This is a genomic window from Cryobacterium arcticum, assembly GCF_001679725.1.
Taxonomy (GTDB): domain Bacteria; phylum Actinomycetota; class Actinomycetes; order Actinomycetales; family Microbacteriaceae; genus Cryobacterium; species Cryobacterium arcticum_A.
This window is the reverse complement of record NZ_CP016282.1, coordinates 4,011,845-4,029,554: the sequence shown is the minus strand read 5'-3', so window position 1 is coordinate 4,029,554 and position 17,710 is coordinate 4,011,845. Positions and strand designations below refer to the sequence as shown.

The 17,710-nt window shown below is 67.0% G+C and carries 14 protein-coding genes; 8 read left to right on the top strand and 6 right to left on the bottom strand.

The window, feature by feature from the left end:
• Window positions 1–22 precede the first annotated feature (22 nt).
• The 4 genes from PA27867_RS18500 to PA27867_RS18485 form a co-directional block, all read right to left on the bottom strand.
• Window positions 23–826, bottom strand: coding sequence for an HIRAN domain-containing protein (locus tag PA27867_RS18500; RefSeq protein WP_066598520.1), 804 nt, complete (start codon window positions 824–826; stop codon window positions 23–25).
• A 1-nt stretch (window position 827) separates the two neighbouring features.
• Entirely contained in the window at window positions 828–1,745 is a 918-nt protein-coding gene (locus tag PA27867_RS20820) for a hypothetical protein (RefSeq protein ID WP_157109295.1), read from the bottom strand.
• A 194-nt stretch (window positions 1,746–1,939) separates the two neighbouring features.
• Window positions 1,940–3,439, bottom strand: a complete 1,500-nt coding sequence (locus tag PA27867_RS18490) for a toll/interleukin-1 receptor domain-containing protein (protein WP_167550870.1) — start codon at window positions 3,437–3,439, stop codon at window positions 1,940–1,942.
• A gap of 99 nt (window positions 3,440–3,538) precedes the next feature.
• Window positions 3,539–4,405 (bottom strand): AraC family transcriptional regulator, encoded by an 867-nt coding sequence (locus PA27867_RS18485; protein WP_066598517.1) that lies wholly within the window; start codon window positions 4,403–4,405, stop codon window positions 3,539–3,541.
• A gap of 90 nt (window positions 4,406–4,495) precedes the next feature.
• Here PA27867_RS18485 and PA27867_RS18480 point away from each other — a divergent pair, with 90 nt between their 5' ends.
• The 5 genes from PA27867_RS18480 (at window position 4,496) to PA27867_RS18460 (ending at window position 12,590) form a co-directional block, all read left to right on the top strand.
• Window positions 4,496–7,900: a DUF5107 domain-containing protein gene (locus PA27867_RS18480; protein WP_066598516.1), complete on the top strand. Its 3,405-nt coding sequence runs from the start codon at window positions 4,496–4,498 to the stop codon at window positions 7,898–7,900.
• A gap of 35 nt (window positions 7,901–7,935) precedes the next feature.
• On the top strand, window positions 7,936–8,979 hold the full coding sequence (locus PA27867_RS18475; RefSeq protein ID WP_208857275.1) for a substrate-binding domain-containing protein: 1,044 nt from the start codon (window positions 7,936–7,938) through the stop codon (window positions 8,977–8,979).
• Between the two features lie 152 nt (window positions 8,980–9,131).
• Window positions 9,132–10,703, top strand: coding sequence for a sugar ABC transporter ATP-binding protein (locus PA27867_RS18470; protein ID WP_066598515.1), 1,572 nt, complete (start codon window positions 9,132–9,134; stop codon window positions 10,701–10,703).
• Window positions 10,704–10,729: 26 nt separating this feature from the next.
• Window positions 10,730–11,767: an ABC transporter permease gene (locus PA27867_RS18465; protein WP_198418635.1), complete on the top strand. Its 1,038-nt coding sequence runs from the start codon at window positions 10,730–10,732 to the stop codon at window positions 11,765–11,767.
• A 10-nt stretch (window positions 11,768–11,777) separates the two neighbouring features.
• Window positions 11,778–12,590 carry a hypothetical protein gene (locus PA27867_RS18460; RefSeq protein WP_066598514.1) on the top strand — a complete coding sequence of 271 codons (813 nt, stop codon included), beginning with the start codon at window positions 11,778–11,780 and terminating at the stop codon, window positions 12,588–12,590.
• 19 nt (window positions 12,591–12,609) lie between these two features.
• Here the strand turns inward: PA27867_RS18460 and PA27867_RS18455 are convergent, their stop codons facing one another.
• The gene (locus PA27867_RS18455; protein WP_066598513.1) at window positions 12,610–13,257 is read right to left on the bottom strand and encodes a class I SAM-dependent methyltransferase; all 648 of its coding nucleotides are present in this window, start codon (window positions 13,255–13,257) and stop codon (window positions 12,610–12,612) included.
• Window positions 13,258–13,453: 196 nt separating this feature from the next.
• Here PA27867_RS18455 and PA27867_RS18450 point away from each other — a divergent pair, with 196 nt between their 5' ends.
• Genes PA27867_RS18450 through PA27867_RS18440 form a run of 3 tightly spaced genes read left to right on the top strand, consistent with a single transcriptional unit; the run spans window position 13,454 to window position 15,700 of the window.
• The gene (locus PA27867_RS18450; RefSeq protein ID WP_066598512.1) at window positions 13,454–14,005 is read left to right on the top strand and encodes a dihydrofolate reductase family protein; all 552 of its coding nucleotides are present in this window, start codon (window positions 13,454–13,456) and stop codon (window positions 14,003–14,005) included.
• A gap of 44 nt (window positions 14,006–14,049) precedes the next feature.
• Window positions 14,050–14,583, top strand: coding sequence for an NUDIX domain-containing protein (locus tag PA27867_RS18445; protein WP_066598511.1), 534 nt, complete (start codon window positions 14,050–14,052; stop codon window positions 14,581–14,583).
• Window positions 14,584–14,587: 4 nt separating this feature from the next.
• Window positions 14,588–15,700 (top strand): hypothetical protein, encoded by a 1,113-nt coding sequence (locus PA27867_RS18440; protein WP_066598510.1) that lies wholly within the window; start codon window positions 14,588–14,590, stop codon window positions 15,698–15,700.
• A 115-nt stretch (window positions 15,701–15,815) separates the two neighbouring features.
• On the opposite strand, the gene PA27867_RS18435 is transcribed toward PA27867_RS18440, so the two are convergent.
• Window positions 15,816–17,603, bottom strand: a complete 1,788-nt coding sequence (locus tag PA27867_RS18435) for an HNH endonuclease signature motif containing protein (protein ID WP_084021306.1) — start codon at window positions 17,601–17,603, stop codon at window positions 15,816–15,818.
• Between the last annotated feature and the right edge of the window lie 107 nt (window positions 17,604–17,710).

Here is a 17,710-nt window from a genome sequence, read left to right as displayed (position 1 = left end):
GCGGGGCTTTCTTCAGCTCGCCCTAAGCGGCGGTCCTCCACGAAGGGCCACTGAAGAACGAGAAGTCGCTGTCTGCGTTGATCGTCAATCGAGCCATCAATCGAATGTGCCAGGGGGCGTCCGGACCGTTTACCCGTTCAACTTCCACTGCGACGACAGCGTCGTCGCCGAGCAAAGCGATGTCCTCACAGAGAACATGGGGAAGGTAGCCGAGCGGCGTCGTCGATCCATCCACCACTAGGGAGGCCGATGAATGGTAGGTATTTGTGGGCTCGGGGAGCAACGAAAGTGGGTCCCCAGGCTGCAGTCTTCCGAGTGCTGCCTCAACTTCGGACTGAGTCAGGTGAAACTCCATTCCATCGGCCGTCACTGCTTTGGCCCAAAGATGACGAATTCCATTAACGAGGAATGAGCAGGAAATCACTTCACCATCCCGAACGGGCATGGGGAAGAACTGTAAAGTGTCTCCTTCGCGACGGCCTCCAGAACGCGCAATCTGTTCCCAAGGTGTTGTGTCGGCCGGGAGGCCCAACTGCTCGACATGTCTGCTGAAGTCAGCTCTTTGGGGGTCGAGTGCGCGCTGGGCAAACAGCGAGAAGAGGTTGGCCGACGTGTAGCGCCGCCGGATGTCTGGAAACCCGAATAGAGGCTGGAACGACGCAATGTCGCTGACCCGTTCTAGGTAGACGAATGAGTAGACGGCACTCTCGAGAGCGAGGATTCCGATGGGCTCGATTTCACGCGAATCAGGGTCCTGCCATAGCACCACGAGCCGGCGCCCGGCGTCTTCGACGTTAGGTTGGTTGGCCGTGACGTCGGTGACCATGCTAGATGCACTCATCGCGAAGCCTCTCAAGGTTGGTAGTCAGTAGATCAATTGCAAACGTACTCGCAGCGTCTGACATTCCACCGCATTGCTCGACCACAGCTCTCGTATTTTCGAGATCGATCTCGTGCAGCCGCGTGATCCAGAAGTCTTTGGTCTCTTTTGAGACAAGGGACAGGGCGTCAGCGGCCAAAGCAGTCAGCGACTGGATCGGCGCGCCCAGAACATGCTCAAAGCGCCACGCTGTTCCTCGTTTGGCCCAGTCTTGCACGTTGCCAGCAGCGCCGGAGGAGTATCCAGTTCGTTTCTTGTCGGTCAGGTTGAATCCAAGGGACCCTGCATGGTCATATGAGCCACTGAGTCTGTAGCTCATTCCAGGTTTCCTGGGCTGGAGTATCGACCAGTTCTCGTCATGGCGATCGCGGTTGGCGATCCACGCGTCCAGAAGTAGATAACCGCAGAGCACATCTTTTGCTTGAAAGTGAGAGGGAAACGTGCTGCCGGGTGGTGTGCCGTACGATTCGAGCACGGCGAAGATGTTTCTAATTGAGTGCCCTGGGCGCCCTGGGGTATTGCCGCGCACGTAGCCGACCACGCCGTGGACTTCCATGGCGAGAAAGCCGGGATGCATGTCGTAGTCTTCGGGGGTCAACTTCAATGAAATCGATCCCTCGACGCCACCACGAACGGCTAGTTCTACTTGTGCGCACGGTACTCCCAGACCGAGCCCGAGCAACGAAGAGACCTTCTCTGCCCAATCTTCCCCTTGCCGATTGCCGTTCTTAATAGTGACGGGCTTATACAGCCACCGACTGCCTTCGTCGTCGCTCAGCCAAGACTTTGCGTCGGCTCCACCAGCCTCGGTGTTCACAACCTCCCAATTAGAGACGTCAACACGCTGGCTTCGGTGATCGGACATGCCTTCACCCTAGGGGAGGGCACCATCACGATCGCACTGGGGGCTCAGGCGTTCCTCTTGGGCAACTTAGTTGGAGTCGTGGTTCCTCGTTGAATTATGTCGACGGCAAAGGGACGCCAACGGAGTCTGTAGCCAATCTGGATCCGCATGCCCCACAAGTAAGGCTTCAATTGCGATTCAGTCAGCGCCGTGTCTCACCAGTGTTGGCTTCGGACCCGGGCGGCGGTTGTTTTAACAGACTCGAGAGCTGCCGTCGCCCGTTCAACGCTGCCCCCAAACAGGCCGTCTAGGATTGGCCGCCATGCTTCGCCCTGACTGATGACATCTGCCAGCATCTGCGCCTCAACTGGCATGTCAACGTGCCTGTGTCTCCAGGTGTACCTCCCGTAGCCACCGGCCCACCCGGTCGCACGGTCGTGTTGAGCTGCGGCATCCGCTACCAATGCGTCAAGGAGAACCTCCGCCCGGTCGAAAACGTCGGAATAGTCACGTTGGTCCGGTAGCTCGTCCCGGAACAAGTCACGGAGCAAAGTATGGAGATGATCTGAGATGGGGGTGAGGCGCCCACCCACCGCTTTGGAGACGAGACCTTCGATAAGGGCTGGAAGGACCTCTGTACCGTCATCCGCCATGGCGAGAGCTGATGCAATCGGCTCCACATCTTGCGCAACCGATCGAACATTCGTGTATTGAACGAGCGGAATGGATTCCCTGGAGTTGTACTGATCTCGAATGGTTGGCGTGACGACTAGTCCAAGAATCGGCACATAGTTGTCGCGAGAGGTGCTCGCAATCGAAGACACGTACAAAAGGACCAAGGCAGGGTATGCGCGAAGGTTTATTAGTGCGGCATTCCCGTTTCCACGAACAATCTGCGAGGTGAACTGGCGCATGAAGCGCTCCCACGCGGGGTTGTGCTGAACCTGCCCGTAGCTGGCAGCAAGCCGGACTAAGTCAAGTGCTGGCTCTAGCTCCTTTTCGTAGTTGCGAAGCTGGGCCAGCCAGACGTCGGCGAATGGGGCCCAATTTACGTCGGGAGTGGTGCTCGGGTAGTTGTCTTCATTTGACAGGCGAGTCCTGATCTCTGTTGCGATGGAGGACATGAAATCTTCCAAAGCAATGTCGGCAGCTGGATCCCGCAGCAGTTGTTTAAGCACTTCTGCCCTGGAGCGCCCGTCGGAAGTTGCCTTCTTCGCTTCGGCTACTGCCTCGGTTGCGATCGTGGGGCTCGATGGCGGGTTCGTCACTCTCCCCACCGCCTGCGAGAGTCGAACAGTTTGGACAGTTTTGTTCGGCCCGAACAGGTCCGTACGTTGAATTGTGGAGTCGAGCGTCCTTCCGCCTCCAAGGTCGAACTCTGGCACGGCGCAGTCGTCAAAGCGGACGGTAAAGAGCCACGATGTTTTCGGACGCCTCTGCCGATATTCATCGACCGCTAGTGTCAGCTCCTCGTATTGGTAGGACTTTTCGCGAGTCTCGCCAGCAGCTGAAAAACAGGCAATGAAAGCGATGCTGTCGGACTTTATCGCGGCACGAATCTTCGCCTGCCAGTCCTCTCCCGGCCAAAGGTCACGGGTGTCACGCCACACCTGAATCCCAGCAGCCTCCAGCGCCTCCTGGAGTTCGTCAACATGGACTTTGTCCTCGTGTATGTAGGACAGAAACGCGTGCCGCTGTGAAAGTGGAAGTTGCATAGTCGCGAGTATGGCAGCATCGTGGCGGTCCGCACCGTACCGCATCGGGTTCAAAGTTGAGGGCGTTTGCGACGGAGGCCTGGACCGATCACGCCGCTTTTACCCCTTCCGCTGTCCCCGATACCCGAACGGCGTCACCCCGTGCACCTTTTTGAACTGGCGGGCGAAGTAGAAGCTGTCGGGGTAGCCGGTGGCGGCGGCAACCGCGGCGATGGACTGGTCGGTGGTGTCCAGGAGTTCGCGGGCCCGGGCCATCCGGAGCTGGGTTTGGTATTGCAGGGCGGGGTAGCCGATGCGGCTCTTGAAGAGGGCGGCGAAGTGGGAGCCGCTCAGCCGCGACATGGCGGCGAGCTCGGCGACGCTCACGTGGTCGTCGATGTGGGTGCGCAGGTATTCTGCGGCGCGGTCGATGGCGGCATAGCGGCCGTCGCCGGTGGAGCGGTCGGAGGCGAGCAGGGCCATCAGGTGCCAGGCGGCGCCGGCAGCGGCGAGCAGGCTCGCGGTGGTGGTGTCGCGCTCCATCCACTGCAGCACCTCGGCAATCAGCGCCACCACCCGGTACACGTCCGACGGGGTGCGGATCGGCGCATCCGGGGTCATGCCGGCGGCGGTGAGAAACTCCGGCAGGTCGCGGCCGGTCACGTGCAGCCACCACAGCGTCCACGGGGTGTCTTCGTTCGAGCCGTATGAGTGCGGATGCCCCGGCGGGAGGATGATCACCTGGCCGGCGGTGACCGGGAACCGGCCGGCCGGGGTTTCGCACCATCCGCCGCCCTTGGCGCAGACGATGATCACCGCCTGCGAGATCGGGGTGGTGCGCACCCGGCCGTGCGAGTGCGCCTCGGGAAAGTAGCCGCAGTCGGTCACCACCAGGTGGGAGGTGCCGGGCTGCTGCAGGGCCTCCCGCACCCGGGGGCGGGGGAGCACGAGCATGCGCTGGCCTGGGAAACCATCGGCGATCGTCATCCGCTCAGTGTGACGGAAAATCAGCGTTTCGTCCAGAAAGCCCGGATAAATCTCCTACGTATCCGCAAAAGTGCCTCGTAATGTTGCACCATGCTCAAAGCCGAGAACGACTTCCCCGCGACGCCTGACCGCGTGATTCCGCCGATTGACGGCGAAACCTCGGTCACCGATGGGGAGTCGACGATTGAGCTTCCGCCGGTTCCGGCGGAGTTCGCCGGCGACAAGGTCGCGGCCTGGTCCGAGCCCCTGATCATCGATACCTACCTCCCGGTCGAACCGGAGGACTACCCCGCCTTCCTGGAGAACCGGGTCTACCAGGGTTCCTCGGGCAAGGTCTACCCGCTGCCGTTCCACGAACGCATCGAGCAGGAGAAGCGCCCGTACGCCTGGGACGCCATCCACCTCGAGAACGAGTGGGTGCGCCTGGTGATCCTGCCGCAGCTCGGCGGCCGCATCCACATCGGCTACGACAAGGTGGCCGACTACGACTTCTTCTACCGCAACAACGTGATCAAGCCCGCCCTGGTGGGCCTGGCCGGCCCGTGGATCTCGGGCGGCGTCGAGTTCAACTGGCCGCAGCACCACCGGCCCGGCACGTTCCTGCCCACCGACTGGGAGATCGAACACGAGACCGACGGCGCCATCACTGTCTGGTGCAGCGACCACGACCCGATGAACCGGATGAAGGGCATGCACGGCATCCGCCTGCGCCCCGACAGCTCGGTGGTGGAGGCCCGCGTGCGGCTCTACAACCGCACCGACGCCACCCAGACCTTCCTCTGGTGGGCCAACGTGGCCGCCGCCGTGAACGACGACTACCAGTCCTTCTTCCCCACCGACGTGGAGTTCGTCGCTGACCACGCCAAGCGCGCCGTCGCCACCTTCCCCGCCGTCGACGGCCACTACTACGGTGTCGACTACCCCGCCCAGGTCACCGCCGACCGCCCCGACGGCGACCGGCTCGACTGGTACCGCAACATCCCGGTGCCTACCTCTTATATGGTCGTGGCCACCCAAGACGACTTCTTCGGCGGCTACGACCACGGCCTCGAGGCCGGCTTCGTCTACTGGGCCGACCACACCGTGGCACCGGGCAAGAAGCAGTGGACCTGGGGCAACGCCGAGTTCGGCTGGGCCTGGGACCGCAACCTCACCGACGGCGACGGCCCCTACGTGGAGCTGATGGCCGGCGCGTTCACCGACAACCAGCCCGACTTCAGCTTCATCGCCCCCGGCGAGACCAAGACCTTCAGCCAGTTCTGGTACCCGATCACCCGCATCGGCGCCGCCCACCAGGCCTCCCGCGACGCCGCCGTGCGCCTCGACGTCACCGCTGATGCGGACGCTGGCACCACCGTGGTGATCGGCGTGGCCGCCACCCGGGTCGTCGCCGGCGCCACCATCGAGCTGACGGATGCCGGCGGCCGCGTCGTCTTCACCGCCTCCGCCGATCTCGCCCCCGGCCAGGCCTACCGGCAGGAGCTGAGCCGCGACGGCGGCTACCGCCCCAGCGAACTCACCCTCACCGTGCGTGATGGCGACACCGTGCTCGTCACCTGGACCCCGCGTGATCCCGCCGAGGACACCGTGACCCCCGCCCCGGCCACCGAACCGGCCGACCCCGCGAGCATCGCCTCGATCGACGAACTCTTCTATACCGGGCAGTACCTCGACCAGTACCGGCACGCCACCCGCGCGCCCGAGCCGTACTGGGAAGAGGCCCTGCGCCGCGACCCCGGCGACGTGCGCTGCAATGTGGCCCTGGCCGCCCGGCGGGAACGCGCCGGCCGGCACGCCGACGCCGAGACGCACCTGCGCACCGCTATCGACCGGCTGCTCGCCCGGGTGCCCAACCCCGCCGACGGCGAGGCGCACTACCGGCTCGGCATCACCCTCGTGCACCAGGGCCGCGACGCCGAGGCGAAGGACTACCTGGCCAAGGCCACCTGGAACGACGCCTGGCGGGTGCCCGCCGGCCACGCCCTGGCCCGGCTGCACGCCCGCGCCGGCGACCTCGCCGCCAGCCGCGCCGCGCTGCTCGAACTGCTGCGCCACAACCCCGAACACCTGCAGGCCAACGCGCTGCTCGCCCTCACCCTGCGCGGCAGCGGTGCCGTCGCCGAAGCTGACCGGGTGCTCGCCGAACAGCTGGCCCGCGACCCACTCGACCAATGGACCCGGCACCTGGCCGGCCTCGAGCTCACCACCGACGCACCCACCCTGCTCGACGTGGCCCTGGAGTACGCCGAGACCGGGCACACCGACACCGCGATCGAGCTGCTGGCCACCGCCGTGTGCGCCTCCACCGACACCGCGCTCGGCCAGGTGCAGGTGGCCCCCCTCGCGCACTACCACCGCGCCCGGCTGCTCGACGCGGCCGGCCGCCCCGACCAGGCCGCCGCCGCCCGGCAGGATGCCCGTGCCGCCGACGCCCGGCACTGCCTGCCCTCCCGGCTCGCCGACGTGGCCGCGCTCGAGGCCGCCCTCGCCGCCGACGGCACCGACGCCCGCGCCGCCGCGCTGCTGGGCTCCTGGTACTACGACAAGAAGCGCTACACCGACGCCATCACCGTGTGGCAGGCCGCCGCCGAGCACGCTCCGGATGCCGCCACCGCAGCGCTCGTGCACCGCAACCTGGGTATCGCCGCCTACAACGTGCAGCGCGACCCGGCCGCCGCCCTCGAGCACTTCCAGACCGCCGTGGGCCACGCCCCACAGGACGCCAAGCTGCTCTACGAATACGACCAGCTACTCGCCCGCACCGGCGCCACCCCGGTCGACCGGCTCGACCGGCTCGAGGAACACCGGCAGCTGGCCGGCCGCCGCGACGACCTCACCGTCGTGCACGCCGGCCTGCTCACCGCCGTCGACCGGGCCGGCGAGGCACGCGAGCTCATGCTCGGCCGGGTGTTCCAGCCCTGGGAGGGCGGCGAAGGCCAGGTGCTCCTGGCCTGGCAGAACGCCTGCACCGCCCTGGCCGAGCAGGCCCTCGCCACCGGGGACCCGGCCGCCGCGCTGGAGCACGTGCACGCGGCGATCACGCCGCCGGAATCGCTCGGCGAGGCGCGGCATCCGCTCGCCAACTCGGCCGATCTGCACTGGCTGCTCGGCGAGGCCCTGCTTGCCGCGGGCGACGACGAGGGCGCCCGCGCGGCCTGGACCGCGGCCGCACACGCCACCGGCGATTTCATCGACATGACCACCCGCCGGTTCAGCGAACAGACACTGTTCTCGATTCGTGCCCTGCGCCGTCTCGGCGACCACGGTGCGGCGGTTACGCTCGTTGGCGAATTCGACGACTACCTCGTCGAACTTGCGGCGACGCCCGCCCGCGTCGACTACTTCGCGACATCGCTGCCAGCGATGCTGCTCTTCCACGACGATCCCCAGAGCGTGCACGACACCTACGTGCACACCCTGCGCACCAGATTGGGCGAACTCACCGCGAGTTCAACCGCTTCGGCCGCCTCGGCGGCCGCCCCTCACCGGCAGTGACGCTGATGAGCAACCTAGGGAAGAAGGAACACAGCATGAACGTAATCAGTAGGAGCTCAACCCGGCAGCGACGCCGCATGGGCGCTCTTGCCGTCGCGGTGATCGCGATCGTGGGGCTCAGCGCCTGTTCGTCGGGCATGGAGACCAACGAGGGCCCGGCCGCGGCCGGACCCAAGAGCGGCAAGCTCACCATCGCGTACCTGCAGAAGCAGGGCGACCAGCAGTACTTCGTCGACCAGGCCGACGGCGCCAAGGCCGCCGCAGCCGAGCTCGGCGACGTGGACATCAAGGTGGTGAACCTCGGCACCGACTCGAACAAGGCCATCAGCGAGCTCGATTCCGTAATCGCCCAGAAGGTGGACGGCATCGTCATCGTGGTGCCCGACCAGCAGATCGGCCCGCAGGTGATCGAGGCCGCCAAGGCCGCCGGCATCCCGCTGATGGCGTCGGACGACATCATCGCCGACGCCAGTGGCGCCGAGGCCCCGTTCTCCGGCTTCGACGGCACCTCGATGGGCGAACTCGTCGGTGGCGAGGCCGCCCGCCTCTACGCCGAGGCCGGCTGGACCGCCGCTGACACCCGCATCATCTCCGCGTACAAGCAGGACCTCACCGCGTGCACCCAGCGCGTCGAGGGCGCCGCTGCGTCGTTCGGTGAGGCCGTGTCTGACATGCCCGAGGTCGTCGACATCGGTACCGACAACTCCGCCACGGATGCCCAGAACAAGGCCGGCGCCATCATCACCGCCAACGCCGGCGTGAAGAACTGGGTCGTCTGGGGCTGCAACGACGAGAGCGAGACCGGCGTCGTGACCGCGTTGCAGAACTCCGGTGTGGCACCGGCCAACATCATCGGCGTGGGCCTGGGCGCGTACCTCACCTGCAAGGACTGGGCCGCTGGTCAGGACACCGGCAACAAGGCGTCGCTGTTCATCTCCGGCGCCGAGGTGGGCAAGGCCGCCATCAACTCGATGGTGGGCCTGCTGCGCGACGGCACCGCCCTGCCGCCCGTGTCGATCGCCAACACCGAGATCGTGAACGCCGACAACTGGGAAGAGAAGGGCGTGGTCTGCACCTAGGCCGACCTGCTCCGCTCGATTGAGCAACCGTATGTGAGTCACGGGGCGGGGACGATCCGTCGCCCCCGCCCCGCGCTCGTCGCTTCACCCCCGTTTCACCCCGGCTTTCCCCGCACCTCAGCCACCCGGCTACCCGAAAGGCACATCCAGCCATGGTCAAGACACCTGCACCGGCGGCATCCGGCATCGACCCGGCACCGCCCGGCACCGTGATGCTCAGCGCCGCGGGCATCGAGAAGAGCTTCGGCCCGGTGCGCGCGCTGCAGGGCGTGCAACTCGAACTGCGCGCCGGCGAGGTCACCGCGCTGATGGGGGAGAACGGCGCCGGCAAGTCCACCCTGCTCAAGATCCTCACCGGTGACCTGCAGCCGGATGCCGGCACCCTCACTCTGGCCGGCACCAAGGTGCGCTTCACCGATCCCCGGCAGTCCCGGCTCGCCGGCCTCCGCGTGATCGCCCAGGAACCCGAGGTGCTGCTGCACGTTTCGGTGGCCGAGAACATCTATGTGGGGGCGCTCGGCCGTCAGGGCCTCATGTTCAGCCGGGCGGCCCTGTTCGCCCGCGCCGACCGGGACCTGCGCCGCTACGGCTTCGAGAAGGTGATCCGCCCGGAGACCCTGGGCAGCGCCCTCTCGCCCGCGCAACGCCAGATCGTGGAGATCATGCGGGCGCTGGTAGACAGCCCCTCGGTGATCTGCTTCGACGAACCCACCTCCTCGCTCGGCGATGAGGAAGTCGTGATCCTGTTCAAGCTCATCCGCCAGCTGCGGGATGAGGGCGTGGCCATCGGTTACGTCTCGCACCGCATGCAGGAGATCTTCGAGCTCTCCGACAACATCACCGTGCTGCGCGACGGCAAGTTCGTAGGCACCAAGGTCACCGCAGACACCAACCACGACGACCTGGTGCGGATGATGGTGGGCCGCGACCTGTCCCAGTTCTTCCACCGTGACCCTGTCGTGCCGGGGGAGACCGTGCTCGAGCTGCGCGGAGTCACCAATAGCCACGTCACCGACATCCACCTCGAGGTGAAGGCCGGCGAGGTCGTCGGTGTCTCCGGGCTCGTCGGCGCCGGCCGCAGCGAACTCATGAAGACCATCGTCGGCGACCTCCGCGTCGACAGCGGCGAGCTGCTGATGGGCGGCACCATTATGAGCTTCAAGGCCCCGGCGGATGCGATCGCCGCCGGCATCGGCTTCGCCCCCGAGGAGCGCAAGGCCGAGGCCCTGCTGCTCAAGCGGTCGGTGCGCGACAACGTGGCGCTCGCCCGGTTGCGCAGCCTGAGCCGCTGGATCTTCGTGAAGTCCGCCGACGAGAAGGCGCTCGCCGCCGAGTACATCGCGCGGCTGGGCATCCGTACTCCCTCCAGTGAACAGCTGGTGGGCAACCTCTCCGGCGGCAACCAGCAGAAGGTGGTGCTGGCGCGGTGGCTTGCCACGCATCCGCGCCTGCTGGTGCTCGACGAACCCACCCGCGGGGTGGACGTGGGCGCCAAGTCGGAGATCTACGCGATCATCGACGAACTCGCCCAGGCCGGTGTGGCCGTGCTCGTGGTCTCCAGTGAGCTGCCCGAGGTGATCGGGCTCTCCGACCGCATCTACGTGATGGCCGGCGGCCGGATCACCGGTGAACTCGCCCGCGACCACGTCACCGAAGAGCAGATCCTGGCGCTCGCCATGGACGAAGCAGCCGCCGACTCCGATCTCAGCACCTCCCTCTCATGAGCCGCCCCCTGGAAAGGAGCACTCCGGTGCCCACAACACAGTCCACCGCGACACTGCGGTCGCAGCCTCCCATCGAGACCGGCGCCCGGCCGGGCGTGTTCCGGCGGGTGCTGGAGGTCGTGGGAGTGCAGAACATCTCCCTGCTCATGGCCATCGCCCTGGTCGTGGCCGTCATCGGCAGCCAGAACGCGCTGTTCTTCACCGTCGGCAACCTGCGCGTGATCGGCACGGCCATCGCGATCTCGGGCCTGCTCGCCGTGGTGCAGACCATCGTGATCATCATGGGCGCCCTCGACATCTCGGTCGGGTCGATCGCCGGCCTCACCTCGGTGTCGTCGGCCATGATCTTCACCGCCACCGGGCCGTTCCTGGGCGTGGTCGGTGCGGTGGGCATCGGGATGCTCTGCGGCCTGCTCAACGGCTGCATCATCGTGTTCGGCCGGGTCAACCCGGTGATCGCGACGCTGGCCACCCTCGCCGCCTACAAGGGTGTGGCGCAGCTGATTTCCGACGGCCGCGCCCAGGGTTACACCGGCGCCGACGGCTTCTTCGTCTTCCTCGCTCGTGGCTCGATCCTCGGTGTGCCGACGCTGATCCTGGTGCTCGTGATCATCGCCCTGCTCGCCCACGTGGTGCTGCGCTACACGAGCATCGGTCGCAACATCTACGCCGTCGGTGGCAACGACATCGCCTCTCGTCTGGCCGGCATCAACATCAACCGCTACCTCATCGGTGTCTACGTGGCCACGGGTGCTGTGGCGGCCATCGCCGGGGTGCTCATCACCGCCCGCACCGGGTCGGGGCAGCCGGTTTCCGGTTCGGAAGGCCTCGAGCTCGAGGCCATCACCGCGGCTGCGCTGGGTGGTGCGGCCCTGAAGGGCGGCAAGGGCACCATCGCCGGCACCATCCTCGCGGTGATCCTGCTCGGCATCCTCACCAACGGCATGACGTTGCTCGGCGTCAACTCGTTCTGGCAGAACGTGGCCAAGGGCGCCCTGCTGGTGCTGGCGGTGGTCATCCAGCAGCTGCGCTCGGGCGAACGCCGCATCGGCCTGCCCGGTTGATGCTCCTCTGATGCTCACGGTGCGCGGCGGCGGCCTTGCCGCTCAGGTCGACGTCGCCGACGGCGCCCGCATCACCAGTCTCATCTCCGGCGGTCGGGAGTGGCTCGCCCCTGGCGGCCCCCGGTCGCCGGGGGTGTTCGTACAGCCCGGGAGCGGCGGCTGGGACGACGTGGTTCCCACCGTCGCGGCGTGTACTCTGCCCGCCGGCACTGCGTTTCCGGGCACAGTGCTCGCCGACCACGGCGACGCCTGGCAGACCGAGTGGACGCTCGACTCCAGCGATGACACCCACCTGCAGACCAGTGTGCGGCTGCCCAGCCTGCCGATCACCCTCACCCGTCGCATCGAGGCCCTCGCGTCGGGCCTCCGGCTGTCGTGGGAGGCGAGAACCGACGGGCCCGGCCCGGTGCCGCTGGCCTGGTGCGCGCATCCGCTCTTCGCCGCGGATGCCGGTACCCGGATTGTGCCGGCGAAGCCGGAATCCGCGCTCATCGAGGAGTACCCGCGCGACCGGGTGCCGCGCGACTGGCCGGACGCCGTGGGTTCTGCGGCGGTCAAGGCCTTCGCCGCGGAACCGCAGTCGACCGCCTCGGTCGTGCACGGCAACGGCGACAGCCTCACCCTCGGCTGGGACCCGATGTTGCTGCCCTATCTCGGGCTGTATTGGGACGGCGGGGAGTTCACCAGCACGCCCGTCGTGGCGATCGAGCCGTCGACCGCGTTCGGCGACTCGGCGGCCCTCGCCATAAACGAGGGCCGCATCCGCATGCTCGAGCCCGGCCGACCGTTCAGCTGGTGGCTGCACGTGTCCGTTACTCGTTGACGACGGTGTCGACGACTGGTTAGACGGCTGAGCGGCGGGTGGCGCGCACCACGACATCCTGCAGCTGCATCCCGTGACCGCCCATCGAGCGGGTGTGGGTTTCGCCAGCGTCGACGGTCCAGAGGCCGGCATCGAAGCCGGCGATGATGTCCGCGAGGGTGACGGTGGCCTCGTGCGGCGGGTGATGGCCGTGCTCGGCCGGGGACGTGCCTGAGCCAGTGTGCGGTGCAGGAGCCGGTTCGTGCAGGTGCCCGACGATGAGGAGGGTTCCTCCGGGCGCCACCCAGTTGGCGATGTGGTCGTAGAACGCGAGCTGGGGCATCGCCGGATGCGCGTAGTTGGTCATGACCAGATCCCAGCGGTCCGTCGGGGTCCAGTGGGTCAGATCCGCCTCGAGCCAGGTCACCGAGCCCGACAGGTCTGCCTCGTGCGTGCGCTCGGCGGCCACGGCCAGAGCGGCAGCGGAGATGTCGGCTCCCGTGACCTGCCACCCGTCGGCGGCCAGCGCCAGCGCCTCGGCGCCCGTGCCGCAGCCGGCATCCAGCGCTCGGCCACGGGGCAGATCGTGGGTCTGAGCGAGCACGTACGGATTCGCGGGCGTGCTGCCGCCGAGCGGGGAGGCCTGGTCCCAGTGCTCTTCCCAGTAGGCCTTGTCGAACGAGTGCATAGTTGCGGGTCTCCTTCTTGGTCGGCCGCGCATCCGGGGCAGTGCGGTCTTGGCCGAGCATGGCAGAGCAATGCGCGAGAGGCGAGTTGGCTTGCCAACTTGGCAAGATCGGATGTCTTGGGGCCCGGGATGTCTTGTCTCCCGCGCTGTTCGATGGGAGGGTGAAGCGATCAGCCTCGCCGAATTGGAGTCCGTTATGCGCAAACTCACTGCAGGCCTCTTCTACTCCGTTGACGGAGTGGTGGAGGCGCCGAACCTCTGGCAGTTCGACAGCTTCGATGCCGAGATGGGCGAGGAGATGGGCGCGGTGATGAGTCGCGTCGACACGGTCTTGCTGGGGCGAACGGGCTACCAGGAGTGGTCGGGCTACTGGCCGAGCGCCGGCGCCGACGATCCGTTCGGCGGTTTCATCAACCCGGTTAAGAAGTTCGTCGCGTCCCGCACACTCACCGGCGATCTCGAGTGGCAGAACTCCCGGCTGATGGATGCGCCGCTGGAAGACTTCGTCACCGCGCTCAAGCAGACCGAGGGCGGCGAGATCAGCGTCATGGCCAGCATCTCTCTGGTGCGGCAACTGCTGTTCGCCGGGCTGCTGGACTCGCTGACCCTCATGATGCACCCGGTGATCGCGGGGCAGGGCCGGCATCTCTTCGAACCCACCGACCCCGTCACCCGGCTCAGCCTGCAGAACTCCCGGGTGACCAGCGCGGGTAACACCATCCTCAGTTACGGGCTGCGTTCCGAGTAGCGCGCCAGCGGGGCGTGGTTGGATGGGACCGAAAGGCGGTGCCCATGATCGAAGCCCTGTCAACGCGGGAGGCTTATCGCAATGCCTGGATGACCGTGCGCGAGGATGTCGTGCGCCGGGAGGACGGCTCGACGGGCCTCTACGGGGTGGTGGACAAGCCCGACTTCGCCATTGTCGTGCCGTATTCCGACGGGGGCTTCTGGCTGGTGGAGCAGTTCCGCTACCCGGTGATGCGCCGGGCGTGGGAGTTTCCGCAGGGCTCGTGGCCGGCCGACAAGGGCGGGAGCCAGGAAGACCTGGCCCGGGCCGAGCTGCAGGAGGAGACCGGGTTGCGGGCCGCGGATGTGCGCCATCTCGCGCACTTCTACAGCGCTTACGGCCACAGCAGCCAGGGCTGCGACCTCTACCTGGCCACCTCGCTCGCCGAGGGCGCCCCGGAGCGTGAAAGCACCGAGCAGGACATGGTGCACCGTTGGTTCAGCGAGGCCGACTTCGTGCGCATGATCCGCGAGGGCGAGATCGTGGATGCGGCGACGATCGCCGCTTACACCTACGTGGTGCTCGACCGGCAGGCCTGAGTCCATGGGGCTGAGCGCCGCCGACCTGCTGACCGGGCCCCGCGGGCGGCGGCTGTGCCTTGAGTTGGCGCTCAGCCAGCCCACCACCGAGAGTGTGGCCACCGAGGCGCTCCGGACGGCCGCGTTCTACGCTGCCTACGACCTCGACCCGGGGCGCGGGTCGTCCGTCGTGCTGTTCGGACCGGGAGTGGATGAGCTGTCCGGGCCGCCGCCCGCGCCCTCGCCTCAGGAGGTGGCACGGTTGCTCGATGACGTGCCGTTGCCCTCCTGTGACGAACGCACCCTGTTGCTTGCGCTCCAGACTGCCGTGGACCGGGCGTTGTATTGGCAAGAGCCCGACGGCGAGGATGTGCTGGCCGGTTCGCCGGAGATGCGCGCGGGGCTCGCGCGAGTGGCTGCATCCGTTGCCGCTGCGCCCGGTGCCGCCTGGTGGTCGGATCCCGTGGACCGGCGCGAGCAGTGGGCGGTCAGCTTTGTGGATACAACCGGCTCGGCACCACTGCCTGTGCGCACCGCCCGGGAGGCGCTCGGGGCGTGGGAGACCGCTCAGACTGAGGAGGAATCGCTGGCGCAGCGGGACTGGCCGGCGGATCCCACGGCGAATTTCGGTGGGCCCTGGTGGTCGAAACCGCCTAACGCGCTGACGAAATCGACCCGGATGCTGCCCGGTGGTACTCCCGTGGGGCTGCAGTTCGTCGAGGACAGCCTTGGCTGGGAGGACGCCACGACCGAGCGGGTGCGTGTGCCCGACGGCGCCCGGGTCTACGAAATTGACGGCCCCGACGCGTGGGCAGAGCTGAACCGTCGCTATCCACTGCAGGTCACGGCAGCCCGACGGCAGGTCTGGTACCTCACGACGGGGCGTGCGGGCACATGGGTTCTCCCCAACTGGGCGCAGGTGCAGCGCGACTTCGATGCCGTACACCTGTCGGTCGCCGGTTACCTTGCCACGGCCGGTGTCGCCATTCCCATCGACGACAAGCGGTCAACCGTACTCGCCGGGTGGGATCCGGACGCGACCCATTGGCTGTGTGATGTCACTCACGACGAGGCAACCCGTCAAGAGTGGCGCCACCCGCGGAATGCCGACGCGTGGGAGCTTTCGAGGAGCGAGTAATCGCACCGCGAGCTTTCGCGAAAGCGGTCTTTCGGTCACCTCACGATTCTGAGCTGACCACTTGGCCGCTCTCGCGACCTCATGTTCACGTTGCCGCGCTCACGTTCAGCCCCCGTCAGAACGGTGGGTTTTCGGGGACCGGGGTGATGGGGCGCCGGATGGGTTGGTGGCGGGGTTGCAGGTAGCTGTCGTCGGCGGGGCGTGTCCGGGTTTTCGGGCCGGTGGGTGGCGGCAGGGGCCGGGGTGGTGCCACGGGGTTGGCGGGGTCGGTGCGGTAGCTGCGTTGTCCGGGTGAGGTCCAGAGCAGGATTCCGCCGGGTTCTTGGGTGACTCGCCATTGGGAGAGGTGTTTGATGCGGTGGTGGGGTTCGCAGAGGTGGGCGAGGTTGTCGCTGTCGGTGGTGCCTCCGTCGGCCCAGGGGTCGGTGTGGTCGACGTCGCTCTTGACGGCGGGGCGGGAGCAGCCGGGGAAGCGGCAGGTTTCGTCGCGTATCCGCAGCCATTTGCCCATGGCTTTGGTTTTTTTGTACTGGGTTTTGCCCAGGGAGAGCACCACCCCGGATTCCGGGTGGGTGAGCAGCCGGGTGAAGCCTGGTGCGTTGCCGGCGATCTCGCGGGCGGTTTCGGGGGAGATCGGTCCGTAGCCTTCGAGGGTGGCGGGTTCATCGTCCAGGCCGAGGAGGGTGAGGACGGGAACGGTGATCATGACCTTGCCGCGGATTCCGGCGCCCATTCCGTCGGGGGTGATGCCGTCCAACAGCAGGGCGCGGGTGATGTCGGCGCGCAACTGGTCGAGCGTGCGGCGCTTTTCCTCCTCGTCCCTCATCGCGGCCGTGCCCAACCCGAAGCCCGTGCCGGCACCCGGGCCGAAGCTCTCGCCAGCTCCGGCGGCGGCTGTTGCTGTCGCATCCGCTGCGGCGTGGTCGTCGGTCTTTTTCAGGCTCACGGCCATCGAGTCGATGCGCTCGAAGGCGGCTTTGGTGTCGTGGGCGGTGCCGTACCAGTGCAGCCAGCCCATCCCGTCGGGTGCGGCTTCCCAGTAACTGCGGCGGTCGGCGAAAGCGTTCCTGTTACGGATCGCGATCGATTCCGGATGCGTCCGCTCCCGCACCCGGCGGGCCTTGTCGTTGAACCGGCCCACAGGGAGGACCTTCGCGGCCGGGAGGACCGCTTCCACGAACGCGGCCTGGTCCTCGTCGGGGAGGGTGCGCATCTGGTCCAGGAGCACGGTCGCGTGGCGGTAGCTGATCTCACCGGCGGAGAGGGCCTGGAACGCGGCAGGGGTCGAGAGTAACCAGAGGGACTGGTCGAGCAGCCGTTCCACGGCCCGTTCGGCGAGCTTGAGCAGGCACGCGAGTTCGCTCACGATGGTGCGGCGGGCCACCTCCCCGTCTTCCCACCGGGAGTACGCGGCGGCGCGGGCCTGGTACGTGGTCATGGTGGCCGTGTTCCGGTCGGCCGCCCGGATGGCGTCCGGGTCGTTATGCAGGCGGGAGGACACCTGCGGGTCCTCGCTCCAGCACTGCAGGTCAGCGAGGTGCTCGGCCTGCCGGGCTTGCGCTTGGGCGATGAGGCGGGCGTCGGCCGCGACCAGTTCGGTGCGGCGGGTCAACTCGCTGCGCACGAACTCGTCCCGAGCCTCGTTGGGCATGTAGGGGTCGTCCTCGTCGGGCTCAGCTGGTTCGTTGGGTGGCGTGGGCTCGACGGGCTCGGCTGGGTCGGTGGCCCCGGCGGTCTCGGCGGGCGGGGCCGAAGTGGTGCCGTGACCCAGCGCGTCGGGTGGTGTTGGTGTGACGTTGTCGGTCGGGGTTGCAGCGGTGGGGGTGGTGCCAGGTGGAGCGGACTCCGGAGAGTAGTCGTCATCGTCCGGAGTGGGCGGTGGTGCCTGGTCTGGGCTACTCATGGTGAGATCGTCTCACCTACCACTGACATTCCGGCGGCCCACAGGCTCACCCGACACACGCATCCGCGAACTGCGAGTTGAGCCGCCAAAAAACGCGTCTGATCGGT

What these genes read in the sequence shown, in the direction of transcription:
- PA27867_RS18500 (WP_066598520.1), bottom strand. Translation starts at nt 826, where the DNA reads ATGGTCACCGACGTCACGGCCAACCAACCTAACGTCGAAGACGCCGGG.
- PA27867_RS20820 (WP_157109295.1), bottom strand. Translation starts at nt 1,745, where the DNA reads ATGTCCGATCACCGAAGCCAGCGTGTTGACGTCTCTAATTGGGAGGTT.
- PA27867_RS18490 (WP_167550870.1), bottom strand. Translation starts at nt 3,439, where the DNA reads ATGCAACTTCCACTTTCACAGCGGCACGCGTTTCTGTCCTACATACAC.
- PA27867_RS18485 (WP_066598517.1), bottom strand. Translation starts at nt 4,405, where the DNA reads ATGACGATCGCCGATGGTTTCCCAGGCCAGCGCATGCTCGTGCTCCCC.
- PA27867_RS18480 (WP_066598516.1), top strand. Translation starts at nt 4,496, where the DNA reads ATGCTCAAAGCCGAGAACGACTTCCCCGCGACGCCTGACCGCGTGATT.
- PA27867_RS18475 (WP_208857275.1), top strand. Translation starts at nt 7,936, where the DNA reads ATGAACGTAATCAGTAGGAGCTCAACCCGGCAGCGACGCCGCATGGGC.
- PA27867_RS18470 (WP_066598515.1), top strand. Translation starts at nt 9,132, where the DNA reads ATGGTCAAGACACCTGCACCGGCGGCATCCGGCATCGACCCGGCACCG.
- PA27867_RS18460 (WP_066598514.1), top strand. Translation starts at nt 11,778, where the DNA reads ATGCTCACGGTGCGCGGCGGCGGCCTTGCCGCTCAGGTCGACGTCGCC.
- PA27867_RS18455 (WP_066598513.1), bottom strand. Translation starts at nt 13,257, where the DNA reads ATGCACTCGTTCGACAAGGCCTACTGGGAAGAGCACTGGGACCAGGCC.
- PA27867_RS18450 (WP_066598512.1), top strand. Translation starts at nt 13,454, where the DNA reads ATGCGCAAACTCACTGCAGGCCTCTTCTACTCCGTTGACGGAGTGGTG.
- PA27867_RS18445 (WP_066598511.1), top strand. Translation starts at nt 14,050, where the DNA reads ATGATCGAAGCCCTGTCAACGCGGGAGGCTTATCGCAATGCCTGGATG.
- PA27867_RS18440 (WP_066598510.1), top strand. Translation starts at nt 14,588, where the DNA reads ATGGGGCTGAGCGCCGCCGACCTGCTGACCGGGCCCCGCGGGCGGCGG.
- PA27867_RS18435 (WP_084021306.1), bottom strand. Translation starts at nt 17,603, where the DNA reads ATGAGTAGCCCAGACCAGGCACCACCGCCCACTCCGGACGATGACGAC.